This is a genomic window from Xenorhabdus bovienii SS-2004, from assembly GCF_000027225.1.
Classification (GTDB): domain Bacteria; phylum Pseudomonadota; class Gammaproteobacteria; order Enterobacterales; family Enterobacteriaceae; genus Xenorhabdus; species Xenorhabdus bovienii_C.
Window position 1 is genome coordinate 2,674,814 of sequence record NC_013892.1, and the last position, 14,895, is coordinate 2,689,708.

General features: G+C 48.2%; 15 protein-coding genes and 1 pseudogene (1 of these 16 running past the window's edge). 11 read left to right on the forward strand and 5 right to left on the reverse strand.

Going from position 1 to position 14,895, the window contains the following annotated elements:
- The 4 genes from XBJ1_RS11440 to XBJ1_RS11455 all read right to left on the reverse strand — a co-directional run.
- On the reverse strand, positions 1 to 650 hold the 5' end (the start) of the coding sequence (locus tag XBJ1_RS11440) for an AMP-binding protein (RefSeq protein ID WP_012989109.1). The gene continues 4,012 nt to the left of window position 1, outside the view; the window shows 650 of its 4,662 coding nt (coding positions 1-650); its start codon is at positions 648 to 650; the stop codon falls past the left edge of the window.
- Complete coding sequence (locus XBJ1_RS11445) at positions 643 to 2,271, reverse strand: amino acid adenylation domain-containing protein (RefSeq protein ID WP_012989110.1); 1,629 nt, start codon at positions 2,269 to 2,271, stop codon at positions 643 to 645. Before XBJ1_RS11445 ends, XBJ1_RS11440 begins: the two co-directional genes overlap by 8 nt.
- Positions 2,272 to 2,408: 137 nt before the next feature.
- Positions 2,409 to 3,572 (reverse strand): acyl-CoA dehydrogenase family protein, encoded by a 1,164-nt coding sequence (locus XBJ1_RS11450; protein ID WP_012989111.1) that lies wholly within the window; start codon positions 3,570 to 3,572, stop codon positions 2,409 to 2,411.
- The gene (locus tag XBJ1_RS11455; protein WP_012989112.1) at positions 3,565 to 3,816 is read right to left on the reverse strand and encodes an acyl carrier protein; all 252 of its coding nucleotides are present in this window, start codon (positions 3,814 to 3,816) and stop codon (positions 3,565 to 3,567) included. The genes XBJ1_RS11450 and XBJ1_RS11455 overlap by 8 nt, the downstream gene beginning before the upstream one ends.
- A gap of 974 nt (positions 3,817 to 4,790) precedes the next feature.
- On the opposite strand from XBJ1_RS11455, the pseudogene XBJ1_RS23020 reads away from it, so the two are divergent.
- Positions 4,791 to 4,865 (forward strand): annotated as a pseudogene (locus tag XBJ1_RS23020) (hypothetical protein); the annotation flags it as partial.
- A 142-nt stretch (positions 4,866 to 5,007) separates the two neighbouring features.
- On the opposite strand, the gene fliE reads toward XBJ1_RS23020, so the two are convergent.
- Positions 5,008 to 5,319: a flagellar hook-basal body complex protein FliE gene (gene fliE / locus XBJ1_RS11460; RefSeq protein ID WP_012989115.1), complete on the reverse strand. Its 312-nt coding sequence runs from the start codon at positions 5,317 to 5,319 to the stop codon at positions 5,008 to 5,010.
- Positions 5,320 to 5,603: 284 nt separating this feature from the next.
- On the opposite strand from fliE, the gene fliF reads away from it, so the two are divergent.
- From fliF to fliO, 10 genes are all read left to right on the forward strand, one after another.
- Positions 5,604 to 7,313 (forward strand): flagellar basal-body MS-ring/collar protein FliF, encoded by a 1,710-nt coding sequence (gene fliF, locus XBJ1_RS11465; protein ID WP_012989116.1) that lies wholly within the window; start codon positions 5,604 to 5,606, stop codon positions 7,311 to 7,313.
- On the forward strand, positions 7,310 to 8,302 hold the full coding sequence (gene fliG, locus XBJ1_RS11470; protein WP_012989117.1) for a flagellar motor switch protein FliG: 993 nt from the start codon (positions 7,310 to 7,312) through the stop codon (positions 8,300 to 8,302). Before fliF ends, fliG begins: the two co-directional genes overlap by 4 nt.
- Positions 8,295 to 8,999, forward strand: a complete 705-nt coding sequence (fliH, locus tag XBJ1_RS11475) for a flagellar assembly protein FliH (RefSeq protein WP_012989118.1) — start codon at positions 8,295 to 8,297, stop codon at positions 8,997 to 8,999. The genes fliG and fliH overlap by 8 nt, the downstream gene beginning before the upstream one ends.
- Complete coding sequence (fliI, locus tag XBJ1_RS11480; protein ID WP_012989119.1) at positions 8,999 to 10,363, forward strand: flagellar protein export ATPase FliI; 1,365 nt, start codon at positions 8,999 to 9,001, stop codon at positions 10,361 to 10,363. Before fliH ends, fliI begins: the two co-directional genes overlap by 1 nt.
- A 78-nt stretch (positions 10,364 to 10,441) precedes the next feature.
- On the forward strand, positions 10,442 to 10,888 hold the full coding sequence (gene fliJ, locus XBJ1_RS11485) for a flagellar export protein FliJ (protein ID WP_012989120.1): 447 nt from the start codon (positions 10,442 to 10,444) through the stop codon (positions 10,886 to 10,888).
- Complete coding sequence (locus tag XBJ1_RS11490) at positions 10,885 to 12,249, forward strand: flagellar hook-length control protein FliK (protein ID WP_012989121.1); 1,365 nt, start codon at positions 10,885 to 10,887, stop codon at positions 12,247 to 12,249. Before fliJ ends, XBJ1_RS11490 begins: the two co-directional genes overlap by 4 nt.
- A 203-nt stretch (positions 12,250 to 12,452) precedes the next feature.
- Entirely contained in the window at positions 12,453 to 12,929 is a 477-nt protein-coding gene (fliL, locus tag XBJ1_RS11495; protein ID WP_012989123.1) for a flagellar basal body-associated protein FliL, read from the forward strand.
- A 5-nt stretch (positions 12,930 to 12,934) separates the two neighbouring features.
- Positions 12,935 to 13,942: a flagellar motor switch protein FliM gene (gene fliM / locus XBJ1_RS11500; RefSeq protein ID WP_012989124.1), complete on the forward strand. Its 1,008-nt coding sequence runs from the start codon at positions 12,935 to 12,937 to the stop codon at positions 13,940 to 13,942.
- Positions 13,935 to 14,342, forward strand: coding sequence for a flagellar motor switch protein FliN (fliN, locus tag XBJ1_RS11505; protein ID WP_012989125.1), 408 nt, complete (start codon positions 13,935 to 13,937; stop codon positions 14,340 to 14,342). The genes fliM and fliN overlap by 8 nt, the downstream gene beginning before the upstream one ends.
- A 2-nt stretch (positions 14,343 to 14,344) precedes the next feature.
- Entirely contained in the window at positions 14,345 to 14,842 is a 498-nt protein-coding gene (fliO, locus tag XBJ1_RS11510) for a flagellar biosynthetic protein FliO (protein WP_012989126.1), read from the forward strand.
- Positions 14,843 to 14,895 lie beyond the last annotated feature (53 nt).

Consider the following 14,895-nt stretch of genomic DNA (forward strand, 5'->3'; position numbering starts at 1 on the left):
GACGCCGTATCACCATAAGTATTTGGTTCACCAAAAACCGTCCGCCAATACGCCGCATCCCTTGCCATACGCCGGGAATTCTCGTAATCCCGCTCTCTCTCGGCGTGAATAGAGTACAAAGGGGAATTCACCTTCCCCGACCTCTGCACCAATGCATCGGCCAGACGCTCTAGTAATATCGCCAACGCCGCACCATCCACCGCAGCATGATGCGCTTTCACAAACCATCCCGATTGTTCCTGTCGGAAACGCACCGCAAAAATCCGTATCGGCGTGAGTGATAAGTCCTCTTCCACCAGCAGTTGACGCTCCACCCAACTTTCAAAAGCCGAACCGGGGTCTGGATGTCTGCTGAAGTCCACTCGTTCCACGGCGGCCTGAGGCGTGTTGTGCCGAATTCCACGCCATAATATTTCCCAACCAACAACTTCTGGATGAACCGTTTCTAAAGGATCGTTGACGAAGCCGATATGGCACACATCCTGCGTATTCCTGACAGTTTCGGCCGCCCGCACAAGTTGATCTAACGACACATTTCCACTCAATCGTGCCACACCGCCCAAATAAAATGGGTAGCCGGACAGATGAAACGCTTCCATTTTGAAAACGGCCTGTTGTGACCGCGATAGCTCAAAAGTCGGTTTATTCATGGCTTAAGTTCCCACCTCTGTGATGATCGGTGAAAAACAGATCCCGCATATTTTGGGCTATCGTTTTCCTGTCAAGTTTTCCTGAGCCAGACCTCGGCAGATTTCGGGCTTGCCAATAACGAGTAGGTAACATGTAAGCCGGCACCTGCGCAGCGAGAAATTGGCGAATATCCTGCTCATTAAGCTCCCTTTCGCCTGCAACAATCGCCGCGACCAGCCACTGTTCCTGATCTTCATCCTCAACCACGCAAGCAACGGCCTCGGTAATAGCAGGGTAATTGAGCAGATGGTGTTCTATTTCTCCCAACTCAATCCGCAATCCGCGTAATTTGACTTGCGTATCCTTCCGTCCCTGACAGAAAAAGCCCCGTCCTTTCTCATGCCACCCAAGATCACCGGTCAGATATAGCCGCTGCTGAAGTTCTGGATGGAAGATGAATACCTTATCCGTCAGATCTTTTCGGTTGTAGTAGCCCTCTGCCAGACATATTCCACCGATGGCAATTTCGCCTTCTTCCGAATCCGCTTTTAACGTCAGACTGTCTGGTTCCAAGATATATAACTGGCATCCAGTAAGAGGCTGTCCAATGGGAATAGCGTCCGGCACGGTTTCCACGCAGTCATAAAAACTGACATCAATGGCCGCTTCCGTGGGGCCGTATAAATTGGTCAACAGGCAGCGCGAAGCCAATATTTTCTGAAATTGCGTCACCAGACTGGCCGGCAATGATTCCCCACTCACATACACCCTGCGCAGCGCCGATAATGATGGCGTTTCAACACTGTCATCCTGAAGCTCTTGTAGTTCTTGCAGTACGGGCTTCAGCAAACTGGGGACGAAGTGGACAACCGTAATATTTTCGCTTACCAATGCAGCGACTATGCCTCTGGGGAATGCTTCCAATCCCGGTTGCAGCAGATAATTGCTCGCACTATTCAGGGCAGGTAAAAAGAGTTCCCATAAAGACACATCAAAAGTCAGCGCCGTTCTTTGCAGGATGATGTCCGAATCCGTCATCTCACTGTGAGCCTGATGCCACTCTAATCGGTTAATGAAAGCGCCATGATTAACTAACACACCTTTGGGAATGCCAGTCGTGCCGGAAGTGAAGATTAAGTAAGCCGGATCGGTAGCCTGTCGTTGACGCGCTTTTTTGCCCGTGTTTTCTGATTGATGAAAATTAAGGCAGCGGTGATCCAGACAATGAGAGGTGGAGATTTCTGTCAGAAATTCACGCCCGATCAGTTCCAGTCCGGGTTTGGCCTGAGTAAACAGACTTCCCTGTGCCACATTGCAAAAAGCGATACGGCATTGAGCCGTCGCAAACATGGATGCTAACCGAGCGACAGGCGTTTTCGCCTCTACAGGAAAATAAACACCACCAGCAAGCAGTACCGCATATGCCGCCACCAGAAATTCCGGGCTGCGCTCAAGGCCAATAGCAACACAATCGCCCTGACATATACCGCGCTCACTCACCAGATAATGAGCCAGTCGTTGCGCTCTTTCGTATAATTCGCCCCAAGATAAAGCGTTTCCTTTTCCCCACCGTATCGCCGGATTCTGGTTATCTCTCGCCGTACTTTCGAAGTAATCAGTAATAAATCGACCAGTTGCCATGATGCCGACATCCTCTGAGTGCTGGATTTATTCAAATCTCATTGTGACCTGACGTTACAGGCGAACATCAGGCGATAGAAACCTGTCAGCCGGACGCAACACGCCAGACTTTTCAGGGGGAATAATGTTGAGACGATTTACGGAATAGTCTGTGCGGCGTTATGGCGATACCGATTGCATACTGCCTTGCCGATCAGCATTTTTTGAAGTTCATTACTGCCTTCAACAACTTGCAATATTTTCGCATCCCGATAGAGCCGACTGATGCCGTTGCTTTCATCGCAACCGTGACCACCGTGAATCTGTACCGCTTTCGCTGCTGCGATGCCAGCTTCATGCGATGAGAAAAGTTTGGCTTGAAGGATCTGCTCAAGAGCGTCTTCATCCCTTGTTTCTTTGGCTTTTGTCGCTGATAAACAAATGAGTTGAGAGGCCAGCAGGCTACTGGACATTTCCGCCAGATAGCCGCGAATGATACCTTGATCCGCAAGTAACGTATCAAAGGTGATGCGGGAATTAGCCCTGCGAGCGGATGCCGCCAATGCGGCCTGCTGTATTCCGAGCGCCGCCCAGGCCACGCTGATGCGGCCATAGTCCAAGGCATTGTTAGAGATTAGGTTTTGTCCAAATCCGGGTTTTCCGACAATATTGGTCTTAGGAACCCGACAATCTTTGAAATCCAACACTGCCAAATATGCACTCTTGAAGCCCAGCATATTTTTTTTGGCGGTCACTTTTAGCCCCGGAGTATCTTTAGGAACCAGCACTGCGGTATCCAGCCCCTGATATTTACCGAATACCAGAAATAAATCCGCAATCTGGGCAAAAGTGATCCAAGATTTTTGCCCATTAGCCCTGAGATAATTTCCGTCTTCTGCAAACTGCGTCGACAGATTCTTGGAATCTCCGCCAGCGGACACTTCCGTTTGCGCGAATGCACCAATGATTTCACCCTTTACCAGCGGTGCCAGAAAGCGTTGTTTTTGATCTTGAGAACCCCAATCTTCAATAGTTTTCAACACCATGGCGTGTACATTCAGCAACCCCGTGAGCGAACCACTCCCTGCGCCGATAGCCATGTTCAGCAATCCGAAGGTCGTGACATCAAACCCCAGACCACCATTTTCGGGTTTCGCCAACCCACCCAACCAACCGTTATGTGCAAGTTTTTGCACAACCGTTGCAGGGATCGCTTCTGCCAAATCCCATTCGTCAGCATAAGGCGCAATTTCAGTCGCTGAAAATTGCTCAAATACCTGTAACCACTCGTTTTGCAAAGGTGACAAAAAGCGATTAAGCATTTACCGCCACCTTTCTGTCCAAAAAGTTACAGACAGCCTGAATGCTGGAAAAATTGGCATTATCAAGGTCATCAATTTCGACTTTGATTTTGAAGTTTTTTTCGAGAAAGGAGATTAGCTGGATAGCGGCCAAAGAGTTAACCAAGCCTGTTTCGAAGATATTGACCGAATCGTCTAAATCCTGCTTGCCAGCAAGTTTGCACAGGTATTCAGACACTAATTTTTTACGCGCAGATACGTCCATCACTAATTTCCTTATGCGAACTTAATTTCGTGGATCTTTCTATTGTAAAAACGGCTGGAACTATTATAGCTACCGCATGAGAGTGTGACTTCCCGAAGATAATACAAAATCAGAACAGGTCACTGTGACCGACATTAACATTAGTTGAATGCAGATTAATGACTGTAGATCTCTTTTTATATAACAAAAAATATTATTTAAATAAAAATCATTAACTCATGATACATTATCAGTTTAGTGAACATATCGTTAATGAACTATATATCTTAAAAACAATGAATTCTTCTCATTTTTTATGGGTCATAAATAGAATTAAATTAGTCGATAAAACAAATTAGTTCGATATATCAATAGGTTAGTGAAATATATTATCTTGAGGAATGAAAGCCGTATAAAAACGGTATAATAGCTATTTTCCATGAGTCAGAATTAAATATAATAACGAAATATTTAATTCTGTCGTAGTACATAGAAAATTTAGAAGAAGCCCCTTACGCACCTGAAAATACATCTAGAATCCATAGATATCCCAATGCCATAATAACGCCATAGCTTGACAATAAATTAATATAGCTCCCTGCAAAGAAAAGCCATAGGGAAAATCATCAGGTTATGATCAAGAAAATAATAACCATGAATATAATCAACCTATATACGCAGGTGTCCATATAGTGAAAGTTATCTGTTAAGACAACGGTCAACCAAGATTTAACCCCCTGAACGCCTTCATAAAAATAGAGAACCTGTTACAAATAGTTAGTGGTTTTATATTAACTTTACTAGCACCTTTACTCATCTCTTTATTCGCAAGCTTATTATAGTAATTACTATAATAATAAATAGCCAAATCTAGAAATCCTCGTTTTTAATAACGAGGATTTCTCATGATATACTAACAAAACTTCTCTATTCAGAGAGAAGGAATCGATACCATTTTGAATTATATTTAAGAAATTGAATGTCTCAAGAAGAAGTATGCTTGCTGGATGCTATCTGCTGGCGCTAATCCGTTATTTATTGCAACACAGATGGGGCATGTTTTTTCATCATAAATGGTTCATAACGTCTATGGCGCATGGATGCATGAAAATAGTGATGGGCCAAATTAAGCTATTAATAAAAAGCTCACGATTGCCCCATGTGTGCCCCAAATAATTAATGAAAATAAATTAATATATATAAATCAGCCTATTACACCTGCATATTCATAATCTCATGATACGCACTGACCAGCTTATTCCTGACCTGAATCCCCATCTGCAATGAAATACTCGACTTCTGCATATTGACCATCACGTCATTCAATTCCACACCCGGCACACCCAACGTAAAATCCTGAGACAACTTAGTCGCCGACAGACGGGTTTGATTTATTTTTTCTACTGCAGCGGTAAGGTGGCTGGCAAAACCTCCCTGTACTGGCATGGGATTGGCAATGTTCGTTGCCTGTAATGCCTGTGCCTTCATCTGTTGCAGTACACCTTCAATTGCCTGAATTGACATAAAAACCTCGCGTTAAATCACCCTATTGATTATGTGATTAAGTGCCATATTAGCCTTGGGCTGACATGGCAATTTTCCACGCTGCCACCGTAACATAGCCCTTTCAAACTAAAGCGCGTAATTGAAGTAAAAATTCAAAGCTTATTGTGCCATTAAAAGAGGTGTGAACAGCGAATAATGATGGGATTAATAGTAGGAAGAATCTTTTCGCTTGCGTATGGGGAGTCTGTTTTGTTACGCCACGCTTTTAGTATTCATGTTGACCAGCAAGGCAAGGATCGTCTATGAGTGCAGCAACAACCGACGTTGAGAACCAAAATAAAGGTTTCAGCGCTATCATCAGCAGGATAAAAGCTGATCCCAAAGTTCCATTATTAGTTGCTGGCTCTGCTGCCATCGCTATCGTAGTCGCCCTTTTCCTCTGGATGCGCAGCCCTGATTACCGGGTACTTTACAGCAATCTGAGTGATAAAGATGGCGGCGAAATCGTCACGCAATTAACCCAAATGAATATCCCCTACCGTTTTGCTGAAAACAGCTCTGCGCTCATGATACCCGCCGATAAGGTGCATGAGGCCCGGTTGAAACTGGCACAACAAGGGCTACCCAAAGGGGGAGCGGTGGGTTATGAGTTATTGGATAAAGAAAAATTCGGCATCAGCCAGTTCAGCGAGCAGGTAAATTACAATCGCGCAAAGGAAGGTGAGTTAAGCCGTACTATTGAGTCCCTTGACCCCGTCGAGAGTGCTCGTGTCATTCTGTCCATCCCCAAGCCTTCTCTGTTCGTTCGTGAACAAAAATCTCCTACAGCTTCCGTAACGGTAAGATTACTGCAAGGCCGTACTCTGGATGAGGGACAAGTCAACGCCATTGCGCACCTTGTTTCAAGCGGTGTGGCCGGTTTGCCGCCAAGCAATGTCAAAATTGTGGATCAGTCTGGACGCCTGCTGACTCAGGCCGATGCCAACGGGCTCGATTTAAACACCACTCAGTTGAAATACATCCAGGAAGTCGAAAAGCGTTTCCAGCATCGTATTGAAACCATTCTGACGCCGGTGGTCGGCCGTGGCAATGTTCATGCTCAGGTCACAGCCCAGCTTGATTTCTCTCGCCGCGAACAAACGGCAGAAGAATATAAACCTAATCAGCCACCTAATGAGGCCGCTGTTCTCTCTAAACAGAGCAGTTCCAGTGAGCAAAGTGGTGGGTCATTGGTGGGTGGTGTTCCGGGTGCTTTATCAAATCAACCGAGTGCAGCACCAAGCGCACCGATTGAGAAGCCCAATCCAGACACGAAAGGCAAAGGTGACGAAAAATCCGATCAGAATCGCAATAGCACCTATAACAATTATGAGCGTTTGGTGAACAACAGCCGCAATAACCGCCATGACGAACTGATTAACTATCAAGTCGGTAAAACCATTAGCCACACCCAATTGCAGGTAGGCGCAGTAGAACGCCTTTCCGTTGCCGTTGTCATCAACTATGCCACTACTCAGGGAGAAAATGGCCCTGAAACAAAAGCACTGACACCAGAACAGTTATCCCAGATCGAAGCACTGACTCGTGAAGCAATGGGCTTCTCAACTAAACGTGGCGATAGCCTGAATGTCGTCAACACACCGTTCAACGATACGGCTGAAGTGATAGAACCCCTGCCGTTCTGGCAACACCCTGTCCTGCTGGAAAAAACATTAGAGTTAGGTCGTTGGTTACTGTTGGCACTGGTTGCATGGCTATTGTGGCGCAAAATGATCGTGCCTCAAATCGCCAAGAAACGTGCGGCGGAAAAAGCCGCACTTAACGCGCAGAAAAATCAACAGAAGCAGCAAGCGCCAGAGTCCAATGCGGAACTGGATGAAAAAATGCGCCGCAAGCTGGCTCGCCAACGAGTCAATGCCGAGATTCAAAGCCAGCGTATCCGTGAACTTGCAGAAAAAGATCCTCGCGTTGTCGCGCTGGTGATCCGCCAATGGATGAGTAACGAACAATGAGCCTGACCGGAACAGAAAGAAGTGCCGTCATGTTAATGACCCTGGGAGAAGATCAGGCGGCCGAGGTGTTTAAGCACCTGAATTCCAGAGAAGTACAGCAACTGAGTATCGCGATGGCGGGAATGAGGCAAGTCTCCAACCAGCAACTGGCTGAAGTGATGGCAGAGTTTGAAGAAGATGCAGGGCAGTACGCGGCTCTCAGCATCAACGCCAACGACTACCTGCGCAGCGTCTTGGTGAAAGCGTTGGGCGAAGAACGTGCTTCCAGCCTGCTTGAAGATATCCTTGAATCCCGCGATACCACAACGGGCATCGAGACTCTCAACTTTATGGAGCCACAAATGGCGGCTGATATGATCCGCGATGAACACCCGCAGATCATTGCCACCATTCTGGTTCACCTGAACCGGGGTCAGGCCGCCGATATCCTTGCCCTGTTCGATGATCGCCTGCGTAATGATGTCATGCTGCGTATTGCAACCTTTGGTGGAGTACAGCCGTCCGCGCTGGCTGAATTGACCGAAGTACTGAATAACCTGCTGGATGGCCAGAACCTTAAACGCAGTAAAATGGGCGGTGTCCGTACTGCGGCTGAAATCATCAACCTGATGAAAAACCAGCAGGAAGAGAGCGTCATTGAGGCAGTGCGTACCTATGATGGTGAACTGGCGCAGAGAATCATTGATGAAATGTTCCTGTTCGAAAACCTCATCGGTGTGGACGCTCGCAGTATCCAGCGCTTGTTGCAGGAAATTACCACCGATTCCCTGCTTGTGGCATTGAAAGGCTGCGATCAGGCATTGCGCGATCACTTCCTCAACAATATGTCGCAGCGTGCTGCTGAAATCATGCGTGATGACTTGGCGACCCGCGGCCCGGTTCGCATGTCTCAAGTGGAAGCCGAACAGAAATCCATCCTGCTTGTGGTTCGTCGTTTGGCAGAGAACGGCGAAATTATCCTGAATGGTGGTGATGATACCTATGTCTGATAAGTCAAATAAGGGAATTTGGCAGCCGTGGCAGCCAAATGAACTGACTCAGTGGGAAACACTGCGGGCAAAACTGAAGCCCAAGGACGACGAATCGGAGCCTAGCGAGCAGGAGCGTCTGCTGGATCAGGCCAGAATGCTGGACGCGCTGAAAGAACAAGCGCGTCAGACCGGCCATGAACAAGGTTTTACGGCAGGCCAGGCGCAAGGTTATGAACAAGGGATACAGGAAGGCCGTCAGGCGGGTCTGGAGCAAGGGTTGCAGGAAGCCAGACAACAGCAGCAGATTGTTGTTGAACAGTGGAAAGCCTTGCTGGAAGATTTTAGCCATTCACTGGATGGGCTGGATACGGTTATCGCTTCACGCCTGATGCAGCTTTCCCTCACAGCCGCTCAGCATATTCTGGGGCAGCCCGCCGTGTGTGATGGCACTGCCCTGCTGAATCAGATCCGTGAATTTATCCAGCAGGAGCCAATGTTCAGTGGAAAACCACAACTGCGAGTCCACCCACAGAATATCCCGCTGGTTGAACAGCAACTGGGGGAAATTCTGGCATTGCATGGCTGGCGTCTGATTGCCGATAACAAGCTGCATCCGGGCGGCTGTAAAGCCAGTGCGGATGAAGGTGATCTGGACGCCAGTCTGGCAACGCGCTGGCACGAAATGTGTCGTCTGGCGGCGTCAGGAGAATTGTGATGACTGCACGACTTGGGCGCTGGCTGGCAACGTTAGATTCACTGGAAAAACGTCTGGAAAAAACCCCGAGAGTCCGCCGTTACGGGCGTCTGACCCGCGCGACCGGTTTAGTACTGGAAGCTACTGGCATACAGATGCCTTTGGGTGCTACCTGTCTGATCGAACGGCAGAATGGCAGTACGGTTGAAGAAGTTGAAAGCGAAGTGGTTGGTTTCAATGGTGAAAAACTGTTATTGATGCCATTGGAAGAACTGGAAGGCATAGTACCGGGTGCCCGTGTCTATGCCCGTTCTTACGGTGAAGATTCGGCTGGCGGACGTCGTTTGCCACTGGGGACTGAATTGCTTGGCAGAGTGCTGGATGGCTCTGGTCGCCCCCTCGACGGCTTCCCTGCCCCCGATACAGGTTATCGTGCCTTGTTGACTACTCCCCCGATCAATCCACTGCAACGGACACCCATCAGCGATGTTCTGGACGTTGGTGTGCGAGCCATCAATTCCCTGCTGACCGTTGGACGCGGGCAACGCATGGGGCTGTTTGCCGGATCAGGCGTCGGTAAAAGTGTGCTCCTCGGTATGATGGCCCGCTATACCCAAGCAGACGTGATTGTCGTTGGACTGATCGGTGAACGTGGCCGTGAAGTCAAAGATTTCATCGAAAACATTTTAGGTGTGGAAGGGCTGGCACGTTCAGTTGTCGTGGCCGCACCTGCCGACGTTTCGCCACTGCTGCGGATGCAAGGCGCTTCTTATGCCACCCGTATTGCCGAAGATTTCCGCGATCGCGGCAAACATGTCCTGCTGATCATGGACTCCCTCACCCGCTACAGCATGGCGCAACGCGAAATAGCCTTGGCTATCGGCGAGCCGCCGGCAACCAAAGGCTACCCACCTTCCGTATTTGCCAAGTTGCCGGCACTGGTAGAGCGAGCAGGCAATGGCGTCAGTGATGGCGGTTCGATTACTGCGTTTTATACCGTTCTGACAGAAGGTGATGATCAGCAAGATCCAATTGCCGATTCCGCCCGTGCTATTCTGGATGGTCATATCGTGCTATCGCGTTCACTGGCAGAATCTGGCCACTACCCTGCCATTGACATTGAAGCGTCCATCAGCCGCGCCATGACCTCGCTGATTGATAACGACCATTATCGACGGGTACAGCAGTTCAAACAGTTGCTTGCCAGCTACCAGCGCAATCGGGATTTAATTAATGTCGGCGCTTACGCCGCGGGCAGCGATCCTTTACTGGACAGAGCGATTCAGCTTTATCCTCATATGGCCCAGTTCCTGCAACAGGGCATGAGTGAACGTAGTGAGTACGATGCGGCATGTATTCAGCTTCAACAATTATTGCCAATATAGTTTATTGCTAATACAACTTTGCTATTAATGTAATTCAGTAACGCTTATGTCTGTTTTGTCATTAAAACGAGGAAATACATGCAACAGCACTCCCCTCTCGTGACTTTACGTGAACTTGCTCAAGATGCGGCAGAAAAAGCGGCAAAGCAACTTGCACAGATCCGGCAGAGTCATCAGCAAATGGAGCAACAACTCACGGCGTTGACAAATTATCAGGATGAATATCGTACACGTTTAAATGACACACTCAGCAGCGGCATGTCCAGCTCAACCTGGCAAAACTATCAGCAGTTCATGAAAACGCTGGAAATGGCGATTGAACAACACAGGTTACAGCTTACCCAATGGAAAAATCGGCTTGAGCAGGCCATGTCACAATGGCAGGACAAACAGCAGCGTCTGAACGCCTTCGACACACTGCAACAGCGGGCAGAGCACAATTTGAAGTTACACCAGAATCGCATGGAGCAAAAACAAATGGATGAGTACGCACAACGTAGTGCACAACGGAGAATGAAACAATGAACCTCACTCTTTTGCCTACTGATATAAAACTCACAGAAAAAAGTCAGCCGACATTGAATGATCCCCTGACCCGTAACAATTCGTCTGAATTTGGGCAGCATCTCAATGCAGAAATAGCCTCTGTGCGGAAGACGGCGATTGAGGCTGATAAAAATGGTCTGAATAATGAGAAGTGCTCCGGTGATACCCCAATTGAAGGTGAATTGGCACCCTTGCTGGCTGTAGCGGACAACACGGTAATACGTGTTGACGGTAAAACGCTGGCTGGAGGCAAACTATTGACAGAAACCTCCACGCTGGAAAGCGATATTGATTTCGCTGTGTTGAAGGATGAAGATCTCTTATCTGCTGAAGCTCTGGTGGCTGCAATGCCAATCCAACTCGCCGGATTGATCAACGCTCAGTCGATTCCTGCGGATGGTACTGAAAACACAGACGAACTGCTACGTGGTGAAAATACCGGTGCGGAGACTTTACTGGGTCAGCATGTAAAATCTGGCAAGAATGCAAAAGTCGATGCTGCACTGAGCACTACAGATCGTACTGACCACACCAAAGATGGCGAACAAGATAAAAGTATCCGGTCTTTCGCCACACAAGAGACTACCCTGAGCAACAACGCGGAACAATCAACCAAAACACGCCCAACTCTGGCTACCGCTGCCGGGCAAGTGAAACTCGCCATCAATAATAAAGCAGAACAACACTCCGCTTCCCAAAATAACGGAAAAGAGTTGAACCAGTTCCAGACAGCGATTCAGGGGATACCCGCACTGGTGGCGGTCGCGGCTGAAACTTTCCAGCCAGAATCACCTGCAATACCGGCTGCCTCTCCCCTGCTTCCGGCGGGACAGCAAACAACCGGTCAATTTCAGTTAAACAGCACTCCTACTCCGTTACTGAGCGCCCATATTGGCAGTGAAGAGTGGCAACAACAACTCAACCAACATGTTCTGTTCTTTAATCGCAACGGGCTGCAACAAGCTGAATTGCGCTTACACCCTCAAGAATTAGGCGCACTGCATATCCGCATGAATGTTGAAGACAATCAGGCTCAACTGCATTTTGTCTCAGCACACCAGCATGTCCGTACAGCGCTGGAAGCAGCGTTACCCGGGCTTCGCCATGCATTGGCAGAAAATGGCATCCAATTAGCACAAAGCAGTGTAGGTGGTGACACTCAGGGAAACTGGCAGCAGGAACAGACGAGCAATTCACCGAGTCATTCCCATCATTCTGCCAAGGCTCAGGGACAGAATTCAACCGCCGTGACACAGATGCCAACGACTCATGAATCAGCCATCAAAATAACACCGCAGCAGCTCGCTTCAATTCGCGGAGGTGTTGATATTTTCGCCTGATTTCAGGATGTACTGCAATAAACGGCAAGAAAAAGAAAGAAGGCCGATAACAAACGTATGAGTTAATGGTTTTTTCCGCGTTTGTTCTCGCTATTGGCGGAACAAAGACGCGGGATAATTGGTATCGATTTTGATGGATAAGAAGACCCGCCACGGAATGCGCGGGGACTTATTCGTAACGGAAAACAGGAATTTGTCTGTCCATGTCTGATTATAGCTACGAGCGTAAACGCACAAATCCAATTTGGATAATACTGTTAATACTGATTGCCGTTCTTAGTGCCGCCATCGGCGGGTATAGCTGGTGGACAATGAAGCAGCCAACCAAGAACAGCACCGAAAAAGCCAAAGTCATCAGTACTCCGGTATTTATGACGCTGGAAAATTTTACCGTCAATTTGATCGACAACGAAGACCATATTGACCGTGTTTTATATGTTGGAGTGACACTGCGTCTGCCTGATGAAAAAACCCGTCAGCGCTTCCATGATTATCTGCCAGAAGTTCGCAGCCGTATGCTGCTATTGTTATCCCGTCAGAAAGCAATAGATCTGGCGAAAAATGACGGCAAGATGCGTTTGATGGCCGATATCAAGCAGACGCTGCACCCAACGATGATACCCGGTGAGCCAGATCAAGTGGTCACCGATGTGTTGTTTACCACGTTTATTCTGCGATAATCACGATGAGTGACAATATTCTTTCACAGGCAGAGATTGATGCTCTGCTCAATGGTGACAGTGCCACTGCTGATGACATAGAACCCACTGCGTCAGGGGAGAGTGAGATTCGACCTTACGATCCCAATACGCAACGTCGTGTTGTACGCGAACGTTTGCAGTCACTGGAAATCATCAATGAACGTTTTGCCCGTCAATTCAGAATGGGGCTGTTTAATATGCTGCGTCGCAGTCCAGATATTACGGTCGGCGCCATTAAAATCCAGCCCTATCACGAATTCGCCCGCAATCTGGCCGTGCCAACCAACCTCAATCTGGTTCATCTGAAACCCTTAAGGGGAACCGCATTATTCGCTTTTGAACCCAGTCTGGTTTATATCGCCGTTGATAACCTGTTTGGCGGTGATGGCCGTTTTCCGACGAAAGTCGAAGGCCGTGAATTCACCTATACCGAACAGAGAGTCATCAACCGGATGCTGAAACTGGCACTGGATGCCTACCGTGACGCATGGGATTCCATCTTTAAAATTGAAGTGGAATACGTCCGTTCCGAAATGCAGGTGAAATTCACCAATATCACCACCTCACCGAACGATATCGTGGTTACGACGCCGTTTCAGGTGGAAATTGGCGCACTGTGCGGAGAATTCAACATTTGTATTCCTTTCGCCATGATTGAACCGCTGCGCGAACGGCTGACCAATCCTCCTGTAGAAAATGTACGTCAGGAAGAAGGCCAGTGGCGTGAAAGTCTGGTGAAGCAGGTTCAGCATTCAGAATTGGAACTCGTTGCTAACTTTGTTGATATTCCCCTGCGACTGTCAAAAATTCTCCAACTGAGACGCGGCGATGTTTTGCCGATTGAGAGACCGGAACGCCTTATCGCTCACGTTGATGGTGTGCCCGTGCTCACCAGCCAATATGGAACACTGAACGGGCAGTATGCCCTGCGTGTTGAACATCTGATTAACCCTGTTTTAAATGCTCTGGATGAGGAAAAGCCCAATGAGTGATGCTAAACAACCCGCAGAAGCCAGACTGACTGAAGATATGTGGGCAGAAGCACTGGAACAACAGGCCGCACAGCAAACCTCTGACAGCGGCGCGTCAATATTTGAGAACCTTGAGCCGCAGGATGCACTCGCTCAGCTTTCTGATATTGACCTGATCATGGATATTCCCGTTAAGCTTTCTGTTGAGCTGGGACGTACTAAAATGACTATCAAACAACTCCTGAGACTATCCCAAGGCTCAGTGGTTCCTCTTGATGGTCTTGCCGGTGAGCCACTGGATATTCTGATCAATGGCTATTTGATTGCACAAGGGGAAGTGGTTGTCGTATCCGATAAATACGGTATCCGTATCACGGATATCATCACGCCTTCTGAACGCATGCGTCGTTTGAGTCGTTGACCATGATGGCGAACCAGCCTTCCCTTTATGCTTCTTTTCAACATGGTGCAGCATCTGATGCTGCACCGGTTAACGCAAAAGCTAATACCCTATCTGCAAACACGGTGAAACCCGCAGCCAGTCCAGAACCCCTCCCCGCCAGTCAGACACTGATGCAGGTCAGCAGTGCGCTAGGGGGTATCCTGCTGCTGATTTTTGTCATGACATGGCTGATTCGCCGTCTGGGGCTTGCTCCTGCCAAGAACAAAAATCACCGGTTGCTCAATGTGAAAGCGAGTTGCTCTCTTGGGCCAAAAGAACGGGTCGTTGTGCTGGAGATCGAAGACAGTTGGCTCGTATTAGGCGTGACATCCCAACAGATTAATGTCTTGCATCAGATGCCTGTACCGTCTGATAACGCGGAAAAGGAAACTGCACTCAAAACATTACCCTTCAGCCAAATGTTAAAAAATACGCTCCAGCGAAAAAGCAAAAACGACAAGGATGACGATGAAAAATAGCGTTTTCTTTATGACCGGCACTCCAATGACTGGCAAGAAATTTGTTTCTCTCC

Coding starts and splice junctions, on each gene's coding strand:
- fliN (WP_012989125.1), top strand. CDS start 13,935: ATGAGTGATGCTAAACAACCCGCAGAAGCCAGACTGACTGAAGATATG.
- XBJ1_RS11455 (WP_012989112.1), bottom strand. CDS start 3,816: ATGGACGTATCTGCGCGTAAAAAATTAGTGTCTGAATACCTGTGCAAA.
- XBJ1_RS11450 (WP_012989111.1), bottom strand. CDS start 3,572: ATGCTTAATCGCTTTTTGTCACCTTTGCAAAACGAGTGGTTACAGGTA.
- fliO (WP_012989126.1), top strand. CDS start 14,345: ATGATGGCGAACCAGCCTTCCCTTTATGCTTCTTTTCAACATGGTGCA.
- fliI (WP_012989119.1), top strand. CDS start 8,999: ATGACTGCACGACTTGGGCGCTGGCTGGCAACGTTAGATTCACTGGAA.
- fliF (WP_012989116.1), top strand. CDS start 5,604: ATGAGTGCAGCAACAACCGACGTTGAGAACCAAAATAAAGGTTTCAGC.
- fliL (WP_012989123.1), top strand. CDS start 12,453: ATGTCTGATTATAGCTACGAGCGTAAACGCACAAATCCAATTTGGATA.
- fliG (WP_012989117.1), top strand. CDS start 7,310: ATGAGCCTGACCGGAACAGAAAGAAGTGCCGTCATGTTAATGACCCTG.
- fliM (WP_012989124.1), top strand. CDS start 12,935: ATGAGTGACAATATTCTTTCACAGGCAGAGATTGATGCTCTGCTCAAT.
- fliJ (WP_012989120.1), top strand. CDS start 10,442: ATGCAACAGCACTCCCCTCTCGTGACTTTACGTGAACTTGCTCAAGAT.
- fliH (WP_012989118.1), top strand. CDS start 8,295: ATGTCTGATAAGTCAAATAAGGGAATTTGGCAGCCGTGGCAGCCAAAT.
- fliE (WP_012989115.1), bottom strand. CDS start 5,319: ATGTCAATTCAGGCAATTGAAGGTGTACTGCAACAGATGAAGGCACAG.
- XBJ1_RS11445 (WP_012989110.1), bottom strand. CDS start 2,271: ATGGCAACTGGTCGATTTATTACTGATTACTTCGAAAGTACGGCGAGA.
- XBJ1_RS11490 (WP_012989121.1), top strand. CDS start 10,885: ATGAACCTCACTCTTTTGCCTACTGATATAAAACTCACAGAAAAAAGT.